The organism is Rhodanobacteraceae bacterium, assembly GCA_024234055.1.
In the GTDB taxonomy this organism is placed as follows: domain Bacteria; phylum Pseudomonadota; class Gammaproteobacteria; order Xanthomonadales; family SZUA-5; genus JADKFD01.
Window position 1 is genome coordinate 529,869 of record JACKOW010000002.1, and the last position, 24,024, is coordinate 553,892.

Consider the following 24,024-nt stretch of genomic DNA (forward strand, 5'->3'; position numbering starts at 1 on the left):
AAACTGCGTCGATAGACATTCGTTGCTCCGTTAATTGATGACCCATATGACATCTGACTCCCTGTTCTCCTTTCGGCGCCTCGCCATCTCTCTGTTCATGCTGCTGACCATGTCAGGTGTATCGCTGCTTGCCCACGCGAATGGATCATCGGCTCCATCAGGCACCATTACCGAGTGGAACGCCACCTTTGCAGACAATGCCGGACCCAAAGGGTCGATTCAGGCGCTCGCCATGTGGGACGATGGCAGTGGCGAAGCCCTTTATGCCGGTGCAAGCAATACCTCATCGTCAGGCCCGTTCACGGCAGCTGGCGGCATCGCAATGGGCTACATCGGCCGCTGGAATGGCACCAGTTGGAGTCCGCTTGGGACTGGACTGGACGGCCCAGTAAGCCAGATTGTGCCGTTTGGCGATGAGCTGATTGTCAGTGGACAGTTCCAAACTGCGGGTGGCCTGATTGTCAACGGAATTGCCAGCTGGAATGGTCAACGCTGGCGGAGATTCGGCAACCAGCCAAGTCCCGCGGCGCTTGCGATATTCCAGGGTGCCTTGGTGGGAGCGCTCCCAGCGCAAAACCCGGTTGGATCCTCTGTTTACGTGGTGGTGCGCTGGAACGGCGTCAGCTGGGATGAACTCGGCCCCGGTATGGAGCAGCCCATTTCAGCACTGGTTGATTTCAATGGCGTTCTGGTAGCGGGTGGTAACTTTTCTACTGCCGGCGGAGTCCAGGCCCGGTTCATTGCCCAATGGACCGGTAGCCAATGGCTGCCGATCGGCAACGGTTTGAACGGTTGGGTAACCAGCCTCACTGTTCATCAGGGTCAGCTGGTCGCCGGAAGCAGATACGGTCTGATGGTCGGACAGAATTCGATTGCGCGCTGGGACGGCAATGCCTGGACCAGCCCTGGAACCTTGCAGGGCCGCGCCTATACCCTGGCGGTCTGGAACGGCGATCTGATTGTCGGCGGCAACAACCCCAACGGCTATCTCATGCGATGGAGCGGAGCCAACTGGGATCCCATGGCAGAGAATACCGACGGTCCGATTCAAACCCTCCTCGCTCATGCCGGCCGGCTCTATGCCGGCGGCAATTTCCGGATCGCCGGCACGACCCCCGCAGCGTATCTTGCAAGCTGGGACGGTTTGTCCTGGGCACCAACGGGCAGTGGAATCAACGCTCCCGTATTGACCAGCACAATCCTGGGCTCCGATCTAGTGGTCGGCGGCAATTTTCGCAATGCGGGGGGGCTTTCTGCCAACTATGTTGCCCGCTGGGTTGGTGGCCAGTGGTCGACGTTGGGTGACGGTCTCCCTGGTAGGGTCATCGAACTGGCTCAGCATTCAGGCCAATTGGTAGCGGCCAGCTATCTATCCAGTTTCAGCGATTCGCAGGTTTCAAAGTGGAATGGCAATGCCTGGACGGCACTGGGCAGCGGCATGAATGGCGCAATCGGGGCCATTGGTGAGTTCAACAATGACCTTGTTGCAGCCGGGGGCTTCACAACTGCAGGCGGAGTTCCCGTCGAGCGGGTTGCGCGTTGGACTGGCGGCGCCTGGACGGCAATGGGCACATTGCCGCTCAACGATGTCCGGAAGATGGTTGTGTTCAACCAGGAGTTGATCATCGCCGGAAATGGCGACGCGGCAATCTATCGCTGGAGCGGAGTGGATTGGCTACCATTGGGCGGTGATCAGGCCGACATCGTCACCTCACTTGCGGTGTACAACGGTGAACTGATTGCGTCAGCGTGGCGGAATTACCCGAACAACGCGAGCTATGAGATTCGTCGCTGGGATGGGCAAAGCTGGAGCCTGCTTGGCAATGGGCTGGCGGGCCAAGCCGTCTACACTTTTGCGGTCCACAACGGCGAGTTGCTGGCGTCTGGCGGGAGTGGCAACACCAGACGTGTCTGGCGTTGGGATGGCAGCGAATGGAGCGTGTTCGGCGAGAACTTCGAATATGTCCCGCTGAATCTCATCAGCTATCAAGGACAGCTGATCGCAGGTGGAGCATTTGCGCGTGCCGGCAGCCAGGTGAGCCCTTTTATCATCGCCTACGGACCCGCCCTTTCGACGCAGACCGTCATCACGCAGACCTCACCGAGCTCATCAGCGATTGGGCAATTGGTGCAGATCACCGTCGAAGTCAGCGCTACCACTGCGCCAACCAAAGGCCACGTCACGGTCACCGGCACACCGGGCGGCTCCTGCACAGACCTGACGCTCACGCCAATCAACGCAACCACGTCGCAAGCACAATGCAGTATCCAATGGAATACGGCGTGCAACAGAACCCTGACCGCAGACTTTGTCGGCGGAACGGATGGCAACCATGTTTGGCAATCTGGTTCGTCTGCGCCGTACACGCATCCAGTCTCCGGCGTGCCGGTTTGCTCCCAGATGCCGCTGTTCAGTGACGGCTTCGAATAGGCCGCTGCAGCCTTGTAGCATCGGCGAAAGTGCTCGGCGCTGCCCAGTTCACACCGTCCCATGCCCCAGCACCAGCAGCTGGCGGGCCCCGGCCAGATGGCCGTCGTCGAAATGGACATGCCGGCTGGCGCCGACTGCGCCGAGATAGACCAGCTTGCGTGCCGCCAGCAGGCGCCGCAGGCGCGGTTCGTCGGTGACCAGTTCGACCGGAATGTGTTCGCCGATGTTCAGCAGGTTGAACTCCACACCGCTGGGCATGGCCAGTTCGGCAAAGAACTTCTCCAGATTCTTCTGGAAGGACAGCTGGGCGATGTACTTGGCGGCCAGCTTGTGTGACAGCACGGTATTGCGGTAGCGCACGTTCTTGTTCAGCAACTCCTCGATGACCGGATCGGTCAGCACGGTGATGATGGATTCGAGGAAGGGATCATCGGCCTCGGAGGCCGACAGCAGCAGCAGCGTCAGGCGGAAACCGAGTTCATCGGGCAGGTTGATGACGATATGGTCATAGTCCTCGATGCGCAGCGAAGCCACGAATTCCGGCTCGAAGTAGCGCTGCGGGTCCTCGAAATCGAAATGCGCGGCCTGCAGAAAATCGCGACTGGGCTGGTCGATGAAGTGTTCGAGCGCGGCCACCGGCCAGGTGCTGCCGATCACGCACAGGCGCCGATGGACGATTTCGCTGGGCACCTGGATCGCAGCGATGTCGGCATGGGACTCGACGCTCGCGGCAGGCGGCACGTAGCGAAGCTTGCGCTGATCACGGGTGACCACGATCAACCAGTCATGCGCTTGCATCGGCTCGCCGAAAGGGCACAAGGACAGATCAAAATGTCCGTAGCGATCCAGCCGCGAGTAGCCGACCAGGGTGCCGCCCTGAATTCCCAGCATGAGTTGCTCAAAGGCCACTCCGGGGGCGCGCTGCTCCAGTCCCACGGCAGCCGGATCGACGAACTGCACATTCCAGCCGTGGAATGACAGCAGCTCGAAGAAGGCCTTGTAGTAGACGATGTCGACCATTGATCGGGCCAGCACGCTGCCGATGACATCGCCAGGCGTGGTCACGGCAAACAGGGAGCCACCCCGAACCGCTGTCAGCGCCAGGGCGATGTCGCGACTGTAGGTCTGGTTGGAGAGTTCGATCGAACACTTGACTGGCGACTTGGCCGCCTGTCGCTCCAGCAGATGGTGCATGAAGGCTTGCTCGTTGATCAGCGCCGTCAGGATCTTGAGGTTGCGATTGTCGCGCGTGAACTCGTCGACCTCGTCCTCGGGCGCCAACACCACCAGGCCCAGCGCCTTGAGCGCGCCGAGCTTCTCGTAGGTGTGCCAGTGCAGCAGATCTCCCTGGCGTACGTAGATCTGCAACTGCCGCCAGCGCTCGGCTTCCAGGTGCTCGCAGAACTGATCCACGGTGGCCCTATCGGGAAACAACAGCACCACATCTTCAGTGCGATCCAGGCGCTGCGCCCGCAGATTGATCTCGTCCAGGATCAGCGGCAGCTTGACGTTGTAGTTGACGATCAACAGATGCCCGGACTTGCGGTAAGGCAGGGTTCCACCCTTGATCCGTTCGATCAGCTGTTCCAGAGAGGCCGACAGCACCGAGATGATGAAGGAGAACAGGATCAGCCCGAACGCCACCTGGACCAGACCAAACACCAGTTGTGCCCAGCCCTCGGCGTCCGCGTAGCTCGACGGATCGGCGAACCAGCGATAACTGGTGGAGAGATCGCCGATCAGCAAGGACATGAACAGGATCAGCAGACCACTGCCGACGAAGATGGCAGCCAGCTGCACCCAGATCGAGGCCAGCGCGAAGCCATCGGGAGTCAGCAGGCGGCGCAGTGCGCGCCAGCGTAGTCGTAGCCATGAGCGCATGCGCGATATCCAGGTGGAGTCATCAAGGTCTGAGCATAGTAGCCATCTTCATCCGATCGAATCCGCTTGCGTCCTCGCTACGAAACTTTGCAGCTGGTACCGGCACGACAGCACGCATGCGATGCTATTCGGGTCCGCCATCCAGACATGGCACCTTCCGCCGGAGGAGCCGATGCCACCGGGAACCAGACCAGCAACCAGGCAAAGGCAGTGCGCGGCGCTGGCGCTGATGCTGCTGGGCTGGTCGAGCCTGTCCTTCCCGGCGGCCGACTGGCGAGTGGATACCTGGACCAGCCGAGCCGGGTTGCCCAGTGACTCGCTGAACATGGTGTTGCCCTTGCAGGACGGCCACCTGTTGGTCACCAGCTTTTACGAGCAACCGACGTTGTTCGACGGTTTCGGATTCTCTCCGCTGCCCATTGAGGGTGAGGACATCGAGATTCTTCGGGGTGCCAGCGTGGCACTGCAGACTGAGGATGGCGCCCTATGGTTCGGTACGCGCGAGCGCGGCCTGGTGAGGGTGGATGGCAATGGCGAGTTGCTGGCAATCACCCTGCCCACGAACGACGGACCGCCGGATGTGCGTGCCTTGGCCGTGGGGCGCAGCGGCACGCTGCATGTCGGCACTTCTTCAGGGCTATATGCCATTGAGGACCCGCTGGGAGGTCGCATGGTCCGCTCGCCGACCAGTGATTTCGAACAGTTGCCCGTCTCCGCCCTCATGGAGGATCCCACAGGACGCCTGTGGATCGGCACCGATCGCGGCCTTTATTGGCGACAGAGTGGTCGCAACGTGCGCGTGGACGAGGGCCGACTTGATACCTACATCTGGTCCCTGCATCAGGACCCCAAAGGCGCGCTGTGGGTCGGCACCCGGGGCAACGGCCTCGCCAGACTGCAATCTGGCCAATGGCGCTTTTACAACGTTGGCAACGGCTTTCCCAACAATGTTGCCCGGCAGGTGGTTGACGATGGCCGCGGCGGAATCTGGGTTGCCACCTCGGGCGGTGGTCTGGCACATCTGCGCCAGGGCGAAGTGGACGCCGTGGCCAATGCGGGTAACGGCCTGCAAGGCGATACCTATTACTGGCTCCATCTGGACGACACCGAGGCATTGTGGGCAGCAGGACCGGGAACAGGTCTGGTGCGACTGCGGCCCAGCGCCTTCAGCGCTTGGCGCGCCGATCAGGGCCTGGCCAGCGCTTTCGTCTGGTCCCTCCATGAGGATCGTCTGGGCCGTCTGTGGGCCGGCACCAATGCCGGGATTTCCTATCGGCAGAACGGCCGCAGCCAGGTCATCGGAGCGGTGGGACCCGGCTATCGAGCTGTCGTGCGGTCGTTGCTCGACCAGGCCGACGGCAGCATGCTGGTGGCAACCGAAGGCGGGCTCTTTTCCTGGAATGGCGAGGCTTTCGGACTGTACGAGTCGACCCGTGATCGCCAGATCTGGTCACTGAACAGGGATGATATCGGTCAGACCTGGGCTGGCGGTGATCGCCTTTACCGGATTGAAGGCGACAGGGCCATCGACGTGGGCAATCTGCCCTGGCCTGCCAGCGACCGTATCGTGGCGCTATATCCCGATCACGATGCACTGGTACTGCTGACCCAGCGCAACGGCGTCTGGCGACGAGATGAGGCCGGCTTCCAGCAGCTCGCGGAGCAGCAGATGACGCTCCAGCGAAGCATGTGGCTGGATCCAGATGGGCGGCGCTGGATTGCCGGATCCAGCTTTGGGTGGCTTGACACCAATGGCAAACTGCACCCGTTGACCGCGTTCCAGCGCGCCTATGGACGCGGCCTGCATGCCATGCTGGCGGACGATGTGGGAGGCTTGTGGGTGCCGGGAAATGTCGGCTTGTTCCGATTCGACGTTGCCGAACTTCAACGGTTCGCGGCCGGATTGGCGCCCGAGCCAGCCGCCCGTCGCTTCGAACTCGGCGACGGCCTCACCAGTACCGAGTTCAACGGCGGCGGGCAATCGCCAGCGATCAAGGATCGTGAAGGCAAGCTCTGGTTCGCCACCACCAACGGCGTCAGCGCCGTTGATCCGCGACAACTCCGCATCCAGCAGGCACCTTTGAGAGCGCTGATTACCGGCGTCGAGAGCGATGACGATCTGCTGTCGACGCGGCTGGCAAGAAGCCTGCGTCCGGGCGCACGAAGAGTTGGCATCCGCTACACCGCACTTCCCGCATCGGCCGGGGGCGACGCCCGCTTCCGATACCGGCTGCGCCCCTTGATCGATAACTGGGTGGACGTCGGCGAAAGCCGCCATGCCTTGTTTCCAGCTTTGGGCCCGGGCTCCTACCAGTTCGAGGTGGAAGCCTATCTGCCCGGCACCGGCACGCCCACGGCTCTTGCGCAGCACGAGTTCTCCATTCAGCCGCGGCTGATCGAACGCCGCAGCGTGCAGCTGGCGGCGCTGTTGACGGCACTGCTGGCCCTGTCCGCCTTGCCGCTGGCGCATATACGCGCACTGCGCGGCCAGCGCAGGCGCCTGCTGGAGGAAGTGGCCGACAAGACCCTGGCCCTGGAGCGATTGGCGTCTACCGATGCTCTGACCGGCCTCGCCAATCGCCGGGTCTTCGACGCCAGTCTGGCGAGATTGCTGGACACCGGGCAGAAACCTGCCTTGCTGCTGATGGATGTCGATCACTTCAAGCGCTACAACGATGCGCTGGGACACCAGGCCGGCGATCAGTGCCTGCGCGAAGTGGCCGCCATTCTGAACCACGCGGTGCGGCACGAACTCGATTTGGCGGCGCGAGTGGGGGGAGAGGAATTTGCGCTGTTGATCCCGGCCGCAGACAGTCACGCCGCGAACGCTCTGGCGAATCGAGTCCGCGATCTGCTGCGCAGCCGCGGAATGACGCATCCCGATTCGCCCTTGGGCGCTCTGGTAACGATCAGTATCGGGCATGCCTGCTCGAAGGCCTCCGAAACACCCGATACGTTGTACCGCCGCGCCGACGCCGCTCTCTACGCCGCCAAGAAATCAGGACGCGACTGTGTGGCGGGCGAGGACCTCCAGCCATAGCAATTGCCCTGCGAGCAACCCGAGGCAAGACTGCGAATCCGCCGTCAACATGACGGATCAGGCCCCAGCCGTTATCATGAGGCCATGAACGATCATCGACGTCAGTTGCTGCAGTTCATGCTCGCAGCAGGTGCCTTGCCCGCACTTCCGCTGCTGGCAGCCACCCCACAACCCTTGACCCGCGCGATTCCCGGCACCGGCGAGGCGCTGCCTGCGGTTGGTCTCGGAACGTGGCGCGCTTTTGATGTGCCGCGTCGCGGCCAGAGCACACGCGAGGCTCAGGCGGCACTGGAAGCACTGGTCAAACTCGGCGGACGCGTGGTCGATACCTCGCCGATGTACGGACGCGCCGAGGAAACGGTGGGACGCCTGGGTGAGGATCTGGGCGACAAGTTGTTCGTCGCCACCAAGATCTGGACCACCGGCGCGGCCGAGGGCAAGAAGCAGTTGGCCCAGTCATTCAAGCACTTGCGTCGTCCCAAACTGGACTTGGTGCAAGTTCACAACCTGCTCGACGCGGGCGTGCATCTGAAGACGCTACGGGCGGAAAAAGAGGCCGGGCGGGTGCGCTACATCGGTATCACGCACTATCGCGCCAGTGCTCACGGCGACCTGATGCGCTGGATGCGCAACGAGCGACCCGACTTCATCCAGGTCAACTACTCCCTGCAGGAGCCGGAAGCCGGCGCCGAAGTCCTGCCGCTGGCGGCCGAGCTCGGCATCGCGGTACTGATCAATCGCCCCTTTGCCGAGGGCCAGCTCTTCGATGCCGTCAACAACCGCGGTGTGCCGCGCTGGGCCCGCGAGGAACTCGGCTGCCAGAGCTGGGCGCAGGTCTTCCTGAAATGGATACTGGCCGAGCCTGCGGTGACCTGCGTGCTCACGGGCACCCGCGATGCCGAACATCTGGCCGACAGTCTGGGCGCGGCATCGTCCCCCTTGCCGACAGCCGAACAGCGGCAGCGGCTGCAGGCCTTGCTGTAATCTTCTTCCTCGAATCAGGCACCGCTGCATGGACGTCGGCGTCGCCGGCTTGCCTTGCGTGCGCTGAGATTGACCTCCCTCCTGAGGCAAGGGCCACATGAGCCGTAGTGATGTGCTGACACCCGCCACTCTGGCCCGTCTGTGCACGGCTATCAAGGCTCTGTCGCTGGCACTGCTGGCGGCCTGGCTGCTGGCCTTTCTGACCATCGGCTACCCGTGGACCATGGTTGGCAGTTCCTTCGATGCTCTCAGCTACCTGTGGATGGCTGATGCGCTCAGTCATGGCGTGTCCAGCCCCGAGGCCGCCTTCGGCTCGCACTTGCTGTTCCACGGACGCTTGCCGCCCGGCTATCCGATCTACCTCTCGGCCTTCGGCGCCAGCGCGGGCGCCGAAGGGCTGTGGCGCGCCAATGTGGCGCAGATCATTGCCGTTCTGGCGATGGCCGGGCTGCTCTGCACCTACGTCTGGAGTCGCACGGGATCAGGTCTGACAGTGCTGCTCGTGACCCTGTACACGCTGGCGCACCCGATGATCACGCCGTGGTCCTTCGAGTTGTTCTCGGAACCGCTCTATACCGGGCTGCTGCTGGCTGTTTGCCTGATCGCGGGCAGCGAGCGCCTTCCCCGTGCCTGGCTCTGGGCTGCCTTGCTGCTCGGTGTCGCCTGTCTGGTGCGATCAATGGGTCTGGTGCTGATTCCAGCGCTGGTCTGGTGGCTGGCGCGCCGCTCCTGGCCGCGGGCCATACTGGCTGGCGTCGTCGCCGCTGCGCCCACTGTCATCTGGTCAGTTCTCAAGGGTCCGCCCGGGGAGGGCGCTGGCGGCTCCTATCTGGCGCAGTTGCAGACGCAACTGGCCAGCGCCGGGGGCCAATGGTTGGAATTTGCACTGACCCAGGGGACCAGCCTGGTCCGATCGCTCGCTCCCGGGGCACTGCCGGAACCACTGCGCCTGATTCTGGGCGCAGCCCTGCTACTGCTGTTTGCCCGTCTCGCCTGGCGTGAGCGCCGCAGTCCGAGTCTGGATACGCTGTTTGTGCTGGCCACACTGGCAATCCTGGCCATCTGGCCATTTCCCGGCTATCTGGACAGGCTCAGCGGTCCCCTGGTGCCTTTGCTGCTGGTGGCCGTCATTCGCGCTGTCACTTCCGGGAATTCCACGGATCCCAAGCAGACTCCGGGAATCGTGTGGATCAGCAGCGGCGCCCTTGTCATCATGCTGTCGATGCTGATGACGCTCTCCAAGCTGACCCAGCCCTCCATCCGCAGCGCGGAGGTCGAACTGCGTCCCTTCAGCCGCAACGCCTCGGTGCTGGGTGCGGAAGACCCCACCTTCATCGCCCAGGTGCATCTGGCCAGTTCGCTGGCAGCATCTGGACTTTCCGAACAGGTACCGGCGGGGCAGTGTATCAGCACCACCTTCGCCTACTGGGTGCGTCTGTTTTCGCCGGTTCCGGTCAGTGACACCGTCAGTCCCTTTTCCTGGGGGGACAACCCCTGCCGATTCATTTTTCTGATCAACCTGGCATCGCCCCGCGATGGATTCAACGGCATCTATCCGATGCCGCTGCCGCAGGATCAATACTCGCTGGTGTTCGTGTCCAGCGAGACACCCGAGAAGCCCATGCTCGCAGCCCTGATCGAACGCAAGGACTGAGCATCAGCTTCACCTGCTGCAGACACCCGCTTCCGTCAGGCTGGGCATTGAGCTCCGCCGATACAAGGACTATCCATGCAAAAAACGACTGCCGCTGCTGCTCAACCGACGCTCCAGATTCGCCCTGCACGCGCTGCCGATGTGCTCGGCATCGTGGCGCTGTCGGCCCGGGTCTACAGCGAGGAATTCTGCTACACCAGCGAAATGGTCCATGGCCAGCTCTCGCATTTTCCGCAGGGCCAGTTCGTCGCCGAACTCGAAGGCAAGATCGTCGGTTATTGCGCGACCTTTCGTGTCAGTGAGGAGATCGCCCTCAGCCCGCATACCTGGCGCTCCATTACCGGCGGTGGCTTCGCCTCGCGACACGACGCTGAAGGTGACTGGCTGTACGGCATGGAGGTCTGCGTCGACCCGGCCCACCGCGGACTACGCCTGGGTCGACGCCTGTACGACGCCCGCAAGAGACTCTGTACCAATCTCGGTCTCAAGGGCATCGTCTTTGGCGGGCGCCTTCCGGGCTTGTCACGTCGCATCAAGAAGTACGGCAGCGCCGAAGCGTATGTCGAGGCTGTGGTCCAGGATCGCGTGCGCGATGGCACTCTGAGCTTCCAGCTGCGCAACGGTTACAGTCTGATCGGCTTGCTGAAGAACTACCTGCCCTCCGATCGCGAGTCGCTGGGCTGGGCTGCGCACATGGTCTGGCGCAATCCCGGTCGCGCTGAACACCCGACCATCGCCAGGGTGCAGGATGGCGGCAGGCTGCCCGACGTGGTTCGTGTAGCGACGGTACAGTACCAGCAGCGGCGCATTGCCAGCTTCGACCAGTTCGCTGCACAGGTGGAGTACTTCGTCGATGTGGCCGCCGACTACAACGCCGATTTTGTGGTCTTCCCGGAGCTGATCACGCTGCAACTGCTGAGCGTCGAAAACGCGCCGCTGTCGCCGGCAGATTCGATACGCTCGCTGACCAGCTACACCCAGGTCTATGGCGAAATGCTGACGCGCCTGGCGGTGCGCTACAACATCAACATCATCGGCGGCACCCATCCCACCCACATGCCCGACGGCGATATCCACAACAACTGCTATGTGGCGCTGCGCGATGGTTCCCTGCACGTCCGCGAAAAGCTGCATCCGACGCCGAATGAGCGGCGCTGGTGGAAGATCAGCGGCGGCGAAGGCGCGCAGACCATCATGACCGACTGCGGACCGATCGGGATCATGATCTGCTACGACAGCGAATTCCCGGAACTCGGCCGGCATCTGACCGATCAGGGTGCCCTGCTGCTGTTCGTGCCCTTTTGCACCGATGTGCGCCAGGGCTATCTGCGGGTGCGCTATTCCTGCGCCGCCCGGGCGGTCGAGAATCAGGTTTACGTGGTGCTGTCGGGCAATGTCGGCAATCTGCCCGGCGTCAACAATTTCGATATCCAGTACGCCCAGAGCTGCATCCTGACCCCCTGCGATTTCCATTTCGCGCCCGAAGGCGTCGCTGCCGACACCACGCCGAATGTGGAGGCGGTGGCCTTCGCCGATCTGCGTATCGACGCCCTGCTGCAGGCACGGGCCTCGGGTTCGGTGCAGAACCTCAAGGACCGACGCCATGATCTGTACCAGCTGAACTGGCGCAAGCATCAGGCCACGCCCGAATAGGCGGCAGCTGGGGAACTTCCGGCTTTACCTTCCGTCTCATTGTGCGCGACATGGGTCGCGTGCAATGACGATCGGAGAATCGATGAAACAGACGCTGCGGGATCTGGCCATACTGGCTGCATTGGCATTCACCAACTCCGCGATCGCCGGCCTGCCCGGCAGCATGAGCGGAACCTGGTACAACCCGGCCCAGTCCGGCCATGGCCTGAGTCTGGAGGTGCTTGCGGCAGATCGTGCCGTCGCCATCTGGCATGTTTTCGACGCCGACGGGCAACCGATGACCCTGTACATCGACGGACGGCTGGATGGACGTCTGCTCAGCGGTCCGGTCTATGCCCCCAAGGGCATGCGCTTCGGCAGCTTTGATCCGGCGCAGCTGCAGCTGCCGGTCTGGGGACAGGCTGCCATCGAGTTTGCCAGCTGCAACGAGGCGCAGTTGCGCTGGACCAGCACCCAGACCGGATTTCCGGCAGGGCAGATGACGGTCGTCAGACTCACGCAGGCTGCAGGACAGAGCTGCGATCTGCCGCCCGAGAACTTCTTGCCGGTTGAGTCCTTCGAGGGCCAAATGCAGGCCAGCGACACCCGGCCGGCCACGGAGCTTGAGGGAATCGTCGACCGCGAGGGCCGACTGTGGGGTTTCGAACGCAGGCTGCGAGAGGCCACGCAACCCTTGCCTGTTCCGGGGCCTACCTGGGTGGGGGCCTATTCGCCGCGGGTGATACGAATTGAGCCGGTTGCGGTTGAAGGTAGTGTCATCAGCGCCCGCAGTGTCCTGTATTCAGCGCACGCCTTCTGGGGACCAATCAGTCTGGATGTCGTGGACGGCTCGGGAAGCTGGCGCGCCGATACCGGCACGGGCTTGCGCGGACAGTTCGACGCTGCTGCCCACAATGTCGGGGTGCAGACCTGGCGACCACAGGGCCTGAGCGGCTCGCGACGGGTGGCTCCGGTTGATCTGGCGCTGCTGCAGGGTGCGTACGACTTCACCTTGCGTGGGCAGTTCTTTGAATTTCCTGCGACCGTCGTGATCGACGCCAACGGCAATCTTTGCATGGGGCCAGGAAATGGCGCCGACCCTGAAAATTGCCAGTTCGAAGGGACCGTCCTGGCTCCGGAAGGTCAGTACGGACTGCTGGAGTTCAGCGCCACCGATCGCTCCAGACCGGCGCTGGCCGCCTACCAGGGACGCGCCTGGCTGAAGGAAGACGATCTCGGCCGCGAACTGATCATGGTGGGCGACAATGGCACTGTGGGCCTGCTGGTCACCGCGAGACCCCGCTGACACCGTCGGATCGCGATGCCTCCGATCTGCAAGCCGATCGGAGTAGGATCAGCCCGTACCCAACGATCAAAGGAGCAAAGCCATGGGCGTTTTCAGCTTTCTGACGTCTGCCGGATCCAAGCTGTTTGGCGGCAAGAAGCCTTCGGAAGTCCCCAATCTGCAGTCGCTGATCCGCGATCACGTCGCGAAAATCGGGCTGCCGGACAAGCACATCCACTACTGGCTGGAAGACGAGGTCATGGTGGTGTCCGGCTGGGTCAACGACAAGCCAACGAAAGAGAAGGTCATCATCGCCGTCGGCAATGTCGAAGGCGTGGACAAGGTTGAAGACCGGCTGGTCGTGGGTGCGCCGCCAGCCGCCCTGACCAAGGCCGCGGATGGTCTGGTGCCCGCGGCAGGTGACGCAGCACCTGCGACGGTGACGGTCGAGGCCCCGCTCGAAGCCGAGCAGTTGCCGACCCGTGAGCAGGCCGCCGAGCACGAATGGAGTTCGCGTACGCACACCGTGCAGAAGGGCGACACCCTGTCGAAGATTGCCAAGGAGGTCTACGGCAACGCCGGCAAGTATCCGATCATCTTTGAAGCCAACAAGCCGATGCTCTCGCATCCGGACAAGATCTACCCGGGCCAGGTGCTGCGCATTCCGGCACTGGGAGAGGATGGCAAGCCGGTAGACTGATCAGCAATGGACGGCGGAATCGCTTGTGGCGATTCCGCCGTCCTTGCGCATGGGGAGCGAACTGGTCACTGTCTCTGGTGATTACCCCAGCATCTGACTGATCGAAGCTTCCATCGCGGTCAGTCCCGCCCGTTTTCCCAAGGCCAGGGCCTCGGCCTTGCCGGTGCCGTGAATCCAGGACGCCGCCAGCGCCATCGCTGCGCCCACCCTGTTGCCTGATCGACAGTAGATCAGCACCTCACCACGAGCCCGCGCGCGACTCAGTGCAGCATCGAACTCGCGCACAAGGGCTGGCGTCAGATCAGCGCTACCGGCGACCGCCATCTGCAGATAGTCCATGCCCAGGCGGGTCGCGACGGTACGCTCGTCGAAGTCATTGAACTCGCTCGGTGGTCGTAGATTGATCAGCGTGCGCACACCCGATCGGGCCAGTTCAGCGAACTCCAGCTCGGTAGGCTGTCCACTGGAATAAAGCCCGGGCTCCACTTGCAGAAAATTGGCCGGTTTCACGATGCCCCCCAGAGTCTTGGCGCCTCGCGCCACAGCATGAACGCTCCCATCAGCACCAGCATCAGGGCAAAGCCCTGCTTGAGCCTTTGTTGCGGCAGGCGCGACCCAAGCAGATTGCCGACCACGGCGCCGCTGCCGCCGATCACCACGAACTGGGCAATCACCATCCAGTCGAGTTTCAGGTTCAGCGCCGCCAACTGCAGCGCGTGCTTGATGAACCCGCTGTAGGCGTTGAGCGTGATCACCACCAGACTGGTGCCGATGGCCTGGCGCATGGCCAGTCCGCCGAGCAATACCAGCGCCGGCACAATCAGAAAGCCGCCACCGATGCCGACGATGCCGGTCAGCAGGCCCACGGCCATCCCGTCGCGCACGATGTAGCGGCGACGTTGCGGCAGCGGCGTCAAGGTGTCCGCCGCCGTCGGTGCGGCGCCGCCACGCAGCATCCGGGCAGCAGCGACCAGCATCACGCAGGCGAAGATCGTCAGCTGCAGCGCTCCGGGAAGGTATGCGGCAAGCTGCGAACCTGCCACGGTGGCGGCCATGCCCGGCAATCCGAACCAGAGCACGCTGCGCCAGACCACGTCTCGCCGCAGCGCATAGGGAATGGAACCGATCAGCGCGATGCTGCCGACGATGGCCAGCGAACCGGCGATGGCCAGCTTGTCGGGCTGACCGACGGCATAGGTCAGGATCGGCACCGTCAGGATCGACCCCCCCGACCCGAGCAGGCCCAGCGACAGCCCGATGGCCAGAGCACCGGCGATCACGATCCACATGGCAGATTCCGGCACCGCATCGGACAAGAGCTGTTCATGGTGCCTAGCTGATCTGGGCTATCACAGGATTTATTACTTTAGTTATATCTAATGTAAAATGCAAGCGGTGCAAAAAACGACACTGCGCTGAGTCGATTCCCGAAACCGGGACTGCATACTCGTTGGCAAGGCCACCATCCATTCCGACCGTCAATGATCGGCGCGCTTTCCCTGCTGACGTACTACTGCTGGATGGTCTCGGCACCAGTTCAGAGCCGGGCCACGGCGATTGCGCCACTGAACGTCGCCGATATCGCGGCACCGACCTTTTCGGTGTACACCACCGATGACGGCTTGTCCGACGAGATCTGGAATTCCATCGGCTTTGACGGGCAGGGATTTGTCTGGGCGGGCTCGGCCTCGAGCATCGCCCGCTTCGATGGCCGCCGCTGGCTCGATTGGCCCATGCCAGCGCCCATCGGGCTCACGCGCGGTCTGCTGACGGACGAGTCCGGCGACCTATGGGCCATCTTTGAACGCGGCGGCCTGGCCCGCTACCACAACGAGCACTGGGAACTGGGCGCGGAGCGCCGGTACTACTATGGCTTCTCGCAGACGCTGCGAGCCGATGGTGGTACTGATCGCTGGCTCACACGCGACCAGAAGCTGTTGCGGCTGGTCAACGGTCGATGGCTCGAGGATGGCGGCAATCTGTTCTTGCCCGAGGGCAATGTCAGCGCCATGGAACAGACCCGGACCCTGTTCGGTGAACAGCGGCAATGGCTGGGTCGGAACGAGGCCGATACCGGATTGCTCTACCGCCGTGTGGTCGCCGGCTCGACTCCCGAACCATGGCTGAAGTTCACGGCACCCGAGCTCCGCTACACCAACACCAACGACCTGCTGAGCACCCGTGATCGCAATGGCGAATCCCTGTGGGGAACGGCCTATGGCATCGGCGTATTCCGTATTCGCGATGACGGCATACGAGTCTGGAGCGCAGCGACCGGCGAGCTGCCTACCGACGCCGTCTATGACCTCGAGGCCAGCACCGACAACAACGGTGTGACCACAGTCTGGGTGGCCTCCCGCGCTGGCCTGTTGCGCATCCGTGACGATCAAGTCACCGTGTTTGATCGCCGTCACGGCTTGCCGTCCAACGCCGTCCGCCGCGTCCGCCTGCAGAAGATCAACGAACTCGATGTGCTCTGGCTGGCCACCGAGAACGGCGTTGCTCGCGCCGTTCTGAGCCAGAGCCAGTGGCAATCGGTGTCGCTGCATGGGGCCCGCGAGAACGGCATTTTCGGCGTTCTGGTGGAAGCTGACGGATCTGGCGGCGAGCGTCTGTGGACTGGCTCGGCCGCGGAAGGGCTGGCCTTGTTGCAGAACGGCCAATGGCGGATCTTTGATCGAACGCAGACCGGTCTGCGCCTCAAGAACATCCGTCAGATACGGCGCCTGCCCGGGCCCGATGGTCGGGACTGGCGACTGCTGAGTCTCATGGGCGGCGAACTGCTGCGGATCGACGATGAGTTCCAGTTCAAGGCGATGGTCGTGCCCTGGAGCAAGGACAGCGATGAGGGGGTGCTAGGCATGCATGCGCGCACCGCTGAGCCTGGTCGCGAACTGTGGTTCGGTTTGATGAAGGGCGGGGTCTATCGCCTTTCAGGGGGGCAATGGCGGCACTTCCCCGATCCGGCGGGCTCACCCACCTGGCGCGTGTTCGGTTTCGCCGAGCAGGTCGACGCGCAGGGTCGTGCCTGGCTATGGGCGGCCAGTGCCCATGGGCTCGCGCGTTTTGACGGCGAATCATGGTCGCTGCTGCCAGACAGCCTGGGGCTGAGCGACGGCCTGCGCGGCATCACCCTGATACCGGAGTCTGGCCGGGACATCCTGTGGCTGGGTACGCAGCTTCGGGGCGTGGTTCGACTGGACGTCAGCGACCCGCTGGCACCACTGGCCGTCAGCGACACCAGGGTGCCGCCGGCGCCGGACGCCGTGGTCTACAGCATTCTTCCCGACAGCCAGGGGCGCATTTATGTCTGTACCAACAACGGCGTGCAATTGCTGACGCCTGGGCCGGACGGCAGCTACAGCGAACAGGTGTACCGACGCCGGGATGGTCTGATTCACGACGAATGCAATACCAACTCGCAGCTGGTCGACGCCAACGACCGCTACTGGGTGGGCACGCTCGGCGGCCTCGGCCTGTTCGATCCGCGCGCCGAAACCTCCGCTGCTTACAGCGCCCCCAAGCCGCTGCGATTGACCGAGATCCGGATCGACGGCCAGCTCCTGCCTGGACCCTATCCGGAATGGATTTCCGTGCCTGCGGGCAACCGCGAATTGCGGGTCGAGTTCGCGCTGCTGTCGGGCATGCGCGAATCCGAGAACCGATACCGTACCCAATTGCGGGGCGAAGAAAACGCACCCGGCGAGTGGAGCCGCGAAGCCGATCGCAGCTTCAGTCGCCTGAGTCCCGGGGACTATGAACTAAAGATCGAAGCCAGGGACTACAACGGCACAATGGCCAGGCCATTGCTGTTGAAACTGCGAGTGCTCGCACCCTGGTGGCGAAGCGCCTGGGCCTCGGCGCTGGCACCACTGCTGGGCCTGCTGACGGTGGGCGTGGCGGTATTGATCTACAACCGTGGGCTGCGGGCTCGCCAACGCCAGCTCAAGCGCCTGGTCGCCAACCAGACTGCCGAGTTGAACGCCGCCAACGAGGAACTGACGCGTCTGTCCTACCAGGACGCGCTCACCGGCGTCGCCAATCGCCGCCGCTTGACCGAAGCCATGGACGCCGCCATTGCCTGGGCCATTGAACAAGGCAAGCCGATCGGACTGATCCTGGTGGATGTAGATCACTTCAAGCAATACAACGATCGGTTTGGCCACCTCGCCGGTGACGTGGCTCTGGGAGCTGTGGCCCAGGCCATGCGCAGTGCCGTGCGCGAGCAGGATCTGGTCGCGCGCTTTGGGGGTGAGGAATTCGCCTGCCTGCTGCTCGACGCCGACGCGACACTGGTCGAACAGATCGCCGAACGCATGCGGCTGCTGGTTCAGGCGCTGCCGCCGCGAACCATAGGCAATGACCGTCAGACGCTGACCATCAGCGTCGGCACACTGAGCACTACACCCACCCGAGACATGGACACCGCCGCCCTGTTGGAGGCTACCGATGACGCGCTCTACCAGGCCAAGGCCGACGGCCGCAATTGCGTCCGAACAGCAGACACGAAAAGCCCTCGCGGACCATCGGCGCTAGACTGAACGCGACCGTCACGGTTGACTGGAATCGGGAGTCTGAAGTGAATTATGTCGATGGTTATGTGCTGGCCGTCCCCAACGCGAACCGCAGCGCCTATCTGGATCTGGCCCAACGCGCAGCGCAGATTTTCAAGGACCACGGCGCCCTGCAGGTTGTCGAATGCTGGGGCGATGATGTCCCTCCGGGGAAACTGACGTCATTCCCGATGGCCGTGCAATGCCGGGAGGACGAGACCGTGGTCTTCTCGTGGATCATCTGGCCTTCCAAAGCCGCGAGAGACACCGGCATGAAGGCCGCGATGGAGGATGCAAGAATGAGCTTCGACGAGAACGGCATGCCCTTTGACGGCAAGCGCATGATTTTTGGGGGTTTCCAGATCATCGTTCAGGCCTGAGCCAGAGGAGCGAAGCCGATGAGCAGCGCCACACCCACGACGCACGAACTCACGCTCAGCCGAATCATCAATGCGCCGCGGGACAAGGTCTGGCGCTGCTGGACCGAACCGGCGTTGCTGATGCAGTGGTATTGCCCCAGGCCGTGGCGCGTCACCCAGGCAGAACTTGATGTGCGACCGGGCGGGCGCAGCTACGTGCTGATGGAAGGCCCCAACGGCGAACAGGCGCCCAATCCCGGCGTCTACCTGGAGGTGATTCCCGGCCGAAAGCTGGTGATGACCGATGCCTTCGATGACGCCTGGCTGCCTTCCGGCAAGGCCTTCATGGTCGCGGAAATCACGCTTGAGGATGCCGCAGAGGGCCGCACCCAGTACCGCGCCGTTGCCCGCCACTGGTCGGCGGAAGACCGACAGACGCACGAGCAGATGGGCTTCCACCAAGGCTGGGCCGCAGCGGCGCAACAACTGGAAGATCTCGCCCGTACGATCTGAGTCTGGCCATGTGAGGCAAGCCTTGGCAGAAGGGACCTTGGTGAATGCGGACGGAGGTCCGCGCACCCATCCGGCAGCAGCATGACACCGCCGCCGGTCCTCACAGCCTACAATCGAGTGCCTACCCGCATCGAGGACCCTGACATGCGCCATTTGATCATCGCCATCCTGCTGATTGTCAGCGCGCCGCTCTGGGCCGAGGACAAGCCCAAGGATCTGCTGAACCAGCTCACCGGCGGCTCCAGGACCGAAAGCAGTTCCAGCGCCGGTACCGGCGCCAGCATCAGCGAAACCGATGCCAGCGCCGGCATCAAGGAATCGCTGGCGCAGGGCGTCAGTGCATCAATCAAGCGACTCGGTACCACTGACGGATTTCTGAAGGATCAGGTGGTGCGCATTGCTGTGCCCAAATCCATGCGCACTTTGGCCGATACCGCCAGCAAGCTCGGCGCGGGCAAATATGTGGACGAATTCGAGACCTCGATGAACCGCGCCGCCGAAAAGGCGGTACCGGCCGCCGCCGACATCTTTGCCGACGCCATCCGGCAGATGACGGTCAAGGACGCGCTCAGCATCGTCCGTGGCGAGCCTGATGCCGGCACCCAGTACTTCCGCCGGGTCACCGAGGACAAGCTGCGCGACAGCTTTCTGCCCATCGTCAGCAAGGCCACCGGCGAAACCGGGGTCACCAAGAGCTACAAGAAACTCAGCAAGAAAGGCGGCGGTCTCGGTGGATTGATGGGTGGCAGCGATTCCATGGACCTCGATGGCTATGTCACCGACAAGGCCATGGACGGGCTCTTCTACTACATCGCCGAACAGGAAAAATCGATACGCAAGAACCCGATGGCCACCGGCTCAGCGCTGCTCGGGCGGGTATTCGGCAAGGGCAAGTAGCTCCATGCCCGATGACTCTCGCAGCGACCGCAGGTATGCCCGCACCAGCGGTCGCCGCGTGAGCTCGATGGCCTGATCCAGAGCCTGGCGAGCTTCGACCGGCCTGCCTGCCGATCTCAGCAAATCTGCACGCGCCACCCAGTAGGGCTGAAACTCCCGCACCGCGCTGGCGTCCATGGCATCCAGCATGCCCAGCGCCGCACCCACGTCGCCGGCCTCCTTGGTGGCGACCGCGGCCGCAACGCGGGAGCCAATGGTTCCAAAGTGGCTGTTCAGCTCGCCGTAGAGGGCGGCGATGGCGCGCCACGGCGTGTGGCCGAAAAACAATCGATGGCAGTGGGCCGACTGGATCGCAGCCTCCAGCTGAAATGGCCCGGGTTGGCGCAGTCGAGCCGCGTCCCAGAGCAGCTGATCGGCGCGGATGATGGTCTGCCTGTCCCACAGGGCGCAGTCCTGCGCCGACAGGGGCACAAAGTCTCCGGCGATATTGAATTCCGCTGGCTGCCGGGACTGCCTGAACATCATCAGGGCCAGCAACCCGGCTGCTTCGGCGGACTCCGGAAGCAATCGGCACACCAGCTGGCCCAGAAACAGCGCTTCCTGATTCAGATCCCGCAGCCGCCCGTCACCACCGAGATCCGCATCGACGCTGAGGCCAAAGGCGCCGTAGATCGCTTCCAGCACACTTTGCAATCGGCTGCTCAGCTCACTGGCTTCCGGTTCCTCGAAGCGGATACCCGCGCGCTTGATCTTGTCCTTGGCTCGCACCAGCCGTTGCGCCAGCGTGGCTGGTGCCAACAACATGGCTGGCGCAATTTCCTGAGCCTGAAGTCCCAAGACTGTCTGCAACATCAGCGGCGTGCGGATACCTTCGTCTATCGCCGGATGTGCACACACCAACATCAGCCTCAGCCGCAGGTCCGGGATCTCCGGTGGAACCACCGCTTCCTCGCTATCGAACAGGATGGTGATGGTCGGGTCCCGGCAAACCCGCTCATGACGAGCCACCTGCAACAGCTGGCGCTTGGCCACTTGCAGCAACCAGGCGTCCGGCGAATCGGGTATTCCCTGTTCGGGCCAGAGCTCCAGCGCCTTGACCAGGGCGTCTGCGAGCGCATCTTCGGCAGCGGCGATGTCCCGCCACTGCCAGGCCAGCCAGGAGGCCAGCCGACCAAAGGAGTCGCGCGCCGCAATTTCGGCAGAACGCCTTGCGGCGGCGACCTGGTCCATCACTCAGTTTGCCGGCGGGCCCATGACCAGCACCGGGCGCACTTCGGTGGTGCCCGTGGTGGCATTGGGACTGCGTGCAGCCCATTCCAGGGCTTCGTCCAGACTGGGCACATCGATGATGAAGTAGCCGCCCAGCATCTCCTTGGTATCGGCGTAGGGACCGTCGTGAATGATGCGTTTCCCGTCGCGGATCTGCACCTGGGTGCCGGTATGCGGCGGCTGGAGTCCGTTGCCGCTGACCACAATCCCGGCCTGCGACATCGCCCCGATGTACGCATTCCAGGCCCCCCAATAGGCCTGGGAATGTTCCGGATGATGGCGCTGGGCAAAGGTCTCGGCGGGTTCCTGAAAGATCAACATGAATTGCATGCGTTTCTCCTGTTCAACGATGAACGAATCCGGAGCCTGCGGATTGCAGCTCCTGACCTGTAGATGCGCGAGCGGGCCCACAATCGACCTTGGTCAGAAAATTTATTTACGGCAGACGCTCCGCCGTTCGCCAGGCACCCGCACTCCCCATTGTTACCGAGCGCTGATTCAAGCACAGCGAGGGATCCCTGGATGACCAGACCGGCACCGCGGGTCACTGAACGCGTCCACATTCCGTCCTCCATCGATCCTTCCATCACCGAGAATATTGAATGCACAAGGCAACGGCCGCTGTACTGACTAGTATGGAGCGACCACAAACCGTGCTCTGGAGCCCCGCATGCTGCCGCTTCGCTCACAGCTGTTCTACCTCGCCGCCCTCATGCCTGCGGCCGCCCAGGCCACGGCACCCGCCTTTGCGCCCGCCGACGTGTTCGCGCTGCAATGGGCCGAGGCGCCGGCCTTGTCGCCGGATGGGCGCCAGATCGTCTATCAGCGCAGCTTCTTCGACAACAAGACCGATAGCCGGCGCAGCAATCTGTGGTGGCTGGATGCCAAGACCGGCGAGCAGCGCCCGCTGACCTCGGGCAACAGCAATGACACCCAGGCCACCTGGTCACCGGACGGCAAGCGCCTGGCCTATGTGGGCGTGGACGATGGCAGAGCGCAGATCTTCCTGCGTTGGATGGACAGCGGAGAGAGTGCGCGCCTGACGCAGCTGGAATACGCCCCGAGCTCACTGAGCTGGTCACCCGATGGACGTCTGCTTGCCTTCAACCAACGTCTGCCCAGCGAGGCAGCGGCGCCGGCCAAGGGCATGCCGAAACCACCCAAGGATGCCGAATGGGCGCCACCGGTGAAGGTCATCGATGAGTTGTTCTACCGCGCCGACGGCAGCGGTTATGTCGAACCCGGATTTGTCCATGTCTTCGTGATCTCGGCCGATGGCGGAGCGCCACGGCAAGTGACCCGGGGCAATCACAATTTCCGTGGGCCACTGGCGTGGAGCGCGGATGGGCGGTCACTGTATCTATCGGCCAATCCGGTCGCCGATGCCGAATACGATCCGATCGAGAGCGATATCTACCGAGTCGAGCTCGACGACGGCAAGCTGACACGGTTGACCGAGCGCGATGGCCCGGACGCGCAGCCGACCATCTCTCCTGACGGTCGCTGGCTGGCCTACATCGGCTTCGATGATCGCCTGATGGGCTATCACAACCGCCAACTTTCCCTGCTGGATCTGCGCAACGGCAGCACACGGGTGCTGACCGCCGACTTCGACCGCAGCATCGACAGTGCCGAATGGGACGGCAATCGCGGCCTTTACCTGCAGTTCGACGATCACGGCGACAGCAAGATCGGCTGGATCTCGGCCTCGGGCGGCAAGGTCCAGACGGTGGCCAGCGATCTCGGCGGAACCTCCATGGGCAGGCCCTACGCCGGCGGCAGCATGGATGTGCGCGCCGGCCGTGTGGCTTACACGCGCGGCACCGCCTATAGACCGGCCGACATCGCCGTCACCACTCGCGGCAAGCCATCGCGCGTGCTGACCGCGCTCAACGACAATCTGCTGGATGCGCGCACGCTCGGCAAGGTGGAGGAGATCCGCTGGACATCCTCCTTCGACCAACGTCAGGTGCAGGGTTGGCTGGTGTATCCGCCGGACTTCGACCCCGGCAAGAAATACCCGCTGCTGCTCGAAATACACGGTGGCCCCTTCTCCAACTACGGGCCGCGCTTTGCGCCGGAGATCCAGCTGTACGCGGCCAAGGGCTATGTGGTGCTGTATTGCAATCCACGCGGCAGCACCAGCTATGGTGACGAGTTCGCCAATCTGATCCACCACAACTATCCGGGACAGGATTACGACGATCTGATCAGCGGCGTCGACGCCGTCATCTCACGTGGCTTCGTCGATGAAGGCAATCTCTTTGTCACCGGCGGCAGCGGCGGCGGCGTGCTCACCGCGTGGATCGTCGGCCATACGCAGCGCTTCCAGGCTGCAGTGGTCGCCAAGCCGGTGATCAACTGGTACAGCTTTGTGCTCACCTCCGATGCCTATGCGGTGTTCAGCCGGTACTGGTTCCCCGGTCACCCGTGGGATCACCAGGAGCACTACATGAAACGCTCACCCATCAGCTACGTGAAGAACGTGACCACCCCCACCATGCTGATCAGCGGCGAATCCGACTACCGCACACCCATTTCCGAAGCCGAGCAGTACTACCAGGCGCTCAAGTTGCTGAAAGTGGATACCGCGCTGGTGCGCGTCCCCGGCGCTTCGCACTCGATCAACCGCCGTCCCAGCCAGATGCTGGCCCAGGTACTGATCACCGCGGGCTGGTTCGAGCAACATCGGCGCCAGGAACCCAACGCAGCCGAGACCAACAAGGAGTAGCCCACAGCCGCCACGCCTGTGGGCGCGGCTTCAGCCGCGATCGCTCTTGTCGGAATCCCGGCAGCCCCTGGCGGTGCGCCTGTTCGCGCGACAAA

Annotated in this window: 17 protein-coding genes; 12 read left to right on the forward strand and 5 right to left on the reverse strand. The window is 63.2% G+C overall.

The window, feature by feature from the left end; all coding sequences use genetic code 11:
* Window positions 1-37 precede the first annotated feature (37 nt).
* Window positions 38-2,431, forward strand: a complete 2,394-nt coding sequence (locus H7A19_06455; GenBank protein MCP5474467.1) for a hypothetical protein — start codon at window positions 38-40, stop codon at window positions 2,429-2,431.
* Between the two features lie 48 nt (window positions 2,432-2,479).
* Here H7A19_06455 and H7A19_06460 read toward each other — a convergent pair whose 3' ends face one another.
* On the reverse strand, window positions 2,480-4,312 hold the full coding sequence (locus tag H7A19_06460) for a hypothetical protein (GenBank protein MCP5474468.1): 1,833 nt from the start codon (window positions 4,310-4,312) through the stop codon (window positions 2,480-2,482).
* Between the two features lie 172 nt (window positions 4,313-4,484).
* Between H7A19_06460 and H7A19_06465 the strand changes: the two genes are divergently transcribed.
* The 6 genes from H7A19_06465 to lysM all read left to right on the forward strand — a co-directional run bounded on the left by H7A19_06465 (window position 4,485) and on the right by lysM (window position 13,607).
* Window positions 4,485-7,352 (forward strand): diguanylate cyclase, encoded by a 2,868-nt coding sequence (locus H7A19_06465; protein ID MCP5474469.1) that lies wholly within the window; start codon window positions 4,485-4,487, stop codon window positions 7,350-7,352.
* 84 nt (window positions 7,353-7,436) lie between these two features.
* The gene (locus H7A19_06470; GenBank protein MCP5474470.1) at window positions 7,437-8,336 is read left to right on the forward strand and encodes an aldo/keto reductase; all 900 of its coding nucleotides are present in this window, start codon (window positions 7,437-7,439) and stop codon (window positions 8,334-8,336) included.
* Between the two features lie 97 nt (window positions 8,337-8,433).
* A complete protein-coding gene (locus H7A19_06475; protein ID MCP5474471.1) occupies window positions 8,434-9,990 on the forward strand; it encodes a hypothetical protein in 1,557 nt (518 codons plus the stop codon).
* A 75-nt stretch (window positions 9,991-10,065) separates the two neighbouring features.
* Window positions 10,066-11,643: a GNAT family N-acetyltransferase gene (locus H7A19_06480; protein MCP5474472.1), complete on the forward strand. Its 1,578-nt coding sequence runs from the start codon at window positions 10,066-10,068 to the stop codon at window positions 11,641-11,643.
* A gap of 82 nt (window positions 11,644-11,725) precedes the next feature.
* Entirely contained in the window at window positions 11,726-12,928 is a 1,203-nt protein-coding gene (locus H7A19_06485) for a hypothetical protein (protein MCP5474473.1), read from the forward strand.
* An 82-nt stretch (window positions 12,929-13,010) separates the two neighbouring features.
* Window positions 13,011-13,607 carry a peptidoglycan-binding protein LysM gene (lysM, locus tag H7A19_06490; protein ID MCP5474474.1) on the forward strand — a complete coding sequence of 199 codons (597 nt, stop codon included), beginning with the start codon at window positions 13,011-13,013 and terminating at the stop codon, window positions 13,605-13,607.
* An 81-nt stretch (window positions 13,608-13,688) separates the two neighbouring features.
* On the opposite strand, the gene H7A19_06495 is transcribed toward lysM, so the two are convergent.
* Both H7A19_06495 and H7A19_06500 read right to left on the reverse strand, forming a co-directional pair.
* Window positions 13,689-14,117 carry a protein tyrosine phosphatase family protein gene (locus H7A19_06495; GenBank protein MCP5474475.1) on the reverse strand — a complete coding sequence of 143 codons (429 nt, stop codon included), beginning with the start codon at window positions 14,115-14,117 and terminating at the stop codon, window positions 13,689-13,691.
* A complete protein-coding gene (locus H7A19_06500) occupies window positions 14,114-14,896 on the reverse strand; it encodes a sulfite exporter TauE/SafE family protein (GenBank protein MCP5474476.1) in 783 nt (260 codons plus the stop codon). The genes H7A19_06495 and H7A19_06500 overlap by 4 nt, the downstream gene beginning before the upstream one ends.
* Window positions 14,897-15,088: 192 nt before the next feature.
* On the opposite strand from H7A19_06500, the gene H7A19_06505 reads away from it, so the two are divergent.
* The 4 genes from H7A19_06505 (at window position 15,089) to H7A19_06520 (ending at window position 19,929) form a co-directional block, all read left to right on the forward strand.
* Complete coding sequence (locus H7A19_06505; GenBank protein ID MCP5474477.1) at window positions 15,089-18,148, forward strand: diguanylate cyclase; 3,060 nt, start codon at window positions 15,089-15,091, stop codon at window positions 18,146-18,148.
* A gap of 38 nt (window positions 18,149-18,186) precedes the next feature.
* Window positions 18,187-18,540 (forward strand): DUF1428 domain-containing protein, encoded by a 354-nt coding sequence (locus tag H7A19_06510; GenBank protein ID MCP5474478.1) that lies wholly within the window; start codon window positions 18,187-18,189, stop codon window positions 18,538-18,540.
* Between the two features lie 18 nt (window positions 18,541-18,558).
* On the forward strand, window positions 18,559-19,032 hold the full coding sequence (locus H7A19_06515; GenBank protein MCP5474479.1) for an SRPBCC family protein: 474 nt from the start codon (window positions 18,559-18,561) through the stop codon (window positions 19,030-19,032).
* A 144-nt stretch (window positions 19,033-19,176) separates the two neighbouring features.
* Window positions 19,177-19,929, forward strand: a complete 753-nt coding sequence (locus H7A19_06520) for a DUF4197 domain-containing protein (protein ID MCP5474480.1) — start codon at window positions 19,177-19,179, stop codon at window positions 19,927-19,929.
* Here the strand turns inward: H7A19_06520 and H7A19_06525 are convergent.
* Together H7A19_06525 and H7A19_06530 are read right to left on the reverse strand one after the other, a co-directional pair.
* Window positions 19,891-21,159, reverse strand: a complete 1,269-nt coding sequence (locus H7A19_06525; GenBank protein ID MCP5474481.1) for an RNA polymerase subunit sigma-70 — start codon at window positions 21,157-21,159, stop codon at window positions 19,891-19,893. The two genes, H7A19_06520 and H7A19_06525, sit on opposite strands and share 39 nt — an antisense overlap.
* 3 nt (window positions 21,160-21,162) lie before the next feature.
* Window positions 21,163-21,528, reverse strand: a complete 366-nt coding sequence (locus H7A19_06530) for a YciI family protein (protein ID MCP5474482.1) — start codon at window positions 21,526-21,528, stop codon at window positions 21,163-21,165.
* A gap of 340 nt (window positions 21,529-21,868) precedes the next feature.
* Between H7A19_06530 and H7A19_06535 the strand changes: the two genes are divergently transcribed.
* On the forward strand, window positions 21,869-23,929 hold the full coding sequence (locus tag H7A19_06535) for a S9 family peptidase (protein ID MCP5474483.1): 2,061 nt from the start codon (window positions 21,869-21,871) through the stop codon (window positions 23,927-23,929).
* Window positions 23,930-24,024: the final 95 nt, after the last annotated feature.

Bases quoted from the DNA above. Each gene is read 5' to 3' on its own strand.
- H7A19_06455 (MCP5474467.1), top strand. From the start codon at position 38: ATGACCCATATGACATCTGACTCCCTGTTCTCCTTTCGGCGCCTCGCC.
- H7A19_06525 (MCP5474481.1), bottom strand. From the start codon at position 21,159: ATGGACCAGGTCGCCGCCGCAAGGCGTTCTGCCGAAATTGCGGCGCGC.
- lysM (MCP5474474.1), top strand. From the start codon at position 13,011: ATGGGCGTTTTCAGCTTTCTGACGTCTGCCGGATCCAAGCTGTTTGGC.
- H7A19_06505 (MCP5474477.1), top strand. From the start codon at position 15,089: ATGATCGGCGCGCTTTCCCTGCTGACGTACTACTGCTGGATGGTCTCG.
- H7A19_06480 (MCP5474472.1), top strand. From the start codon at position 10,066: ATGCAAAAAACGACTGCCGCTGCTGCTCAACCGACGCTCCAGATTCGC.
- H7A19_06470 (MCP5474470.1), top strand. From the start codon at position 7,437: ATGAACGATCATCGACGTCAGTTGCTGCAGTTCATGCTCGCAGCAGGT.
- H7A19_06485 (MCP5474473.1), top strand. From the start codon at position 11,726: ATGAAACAGACGCTGCGGGATCTGGCCATACTGGCTGCATTGGCATTC.
- H7A19_06530 (MCP5474482.1), bottom strand. From the start codon at position 21,528: ATGCAATTCATGTTGATCTTTCAGGAACCCGCCGAGACCTTTGCCCAG.
- H7A19_06475 (MCP5474471.1), top strand. From the start codon at position 8,434: ATGAGCCGTAGTGATGTGCTGACACCCGCCACTCTGGCCCGTCTGTGC.
- H7A19_06520 (MCP5474480.1), top strand. From the start codon at position 19,177: ATGCGCCATTTGATCATCGCCATCCTGCTGATTGTCAGCGCGCCGCTC.
- H7A19_06465 (MCP5474469.1), top strand. From the start codon at position 4,485: ATGCCACCGGGAACCAGACCAGCAACCAGGCAAAGGCAGTGCGCGGCG.
- H7A19_06535 (MCP5474483.1), top strand. From the start codon at position 21,869: ATGCTGCCGCTTCGCTCACAGCTGTTCTACCTCGCCGCCCTCATGCCT.
- H7A19_06515 (MCP5474479.1), top strand. From the start codon at position 18,559: ATGAGCAGCGCCACACCCACGACGCACGAACTCACGCTCAGCCGAATC.
- H7A19_06460 (MCP5474468.1), bottom strand. From the start codon at position 4,312: ATGCGCTCATGGCTACGACTACGCTGGCGCGCACTGCGCCGCCTGCTG.
- H7A19_06500 (MCP5474476.1), bottom strand. From the start codon at position 14,896: ATGTGGATCGTGATCGCCGGTGCTCTGGCCATCGGGCTGTCGCTGGGC.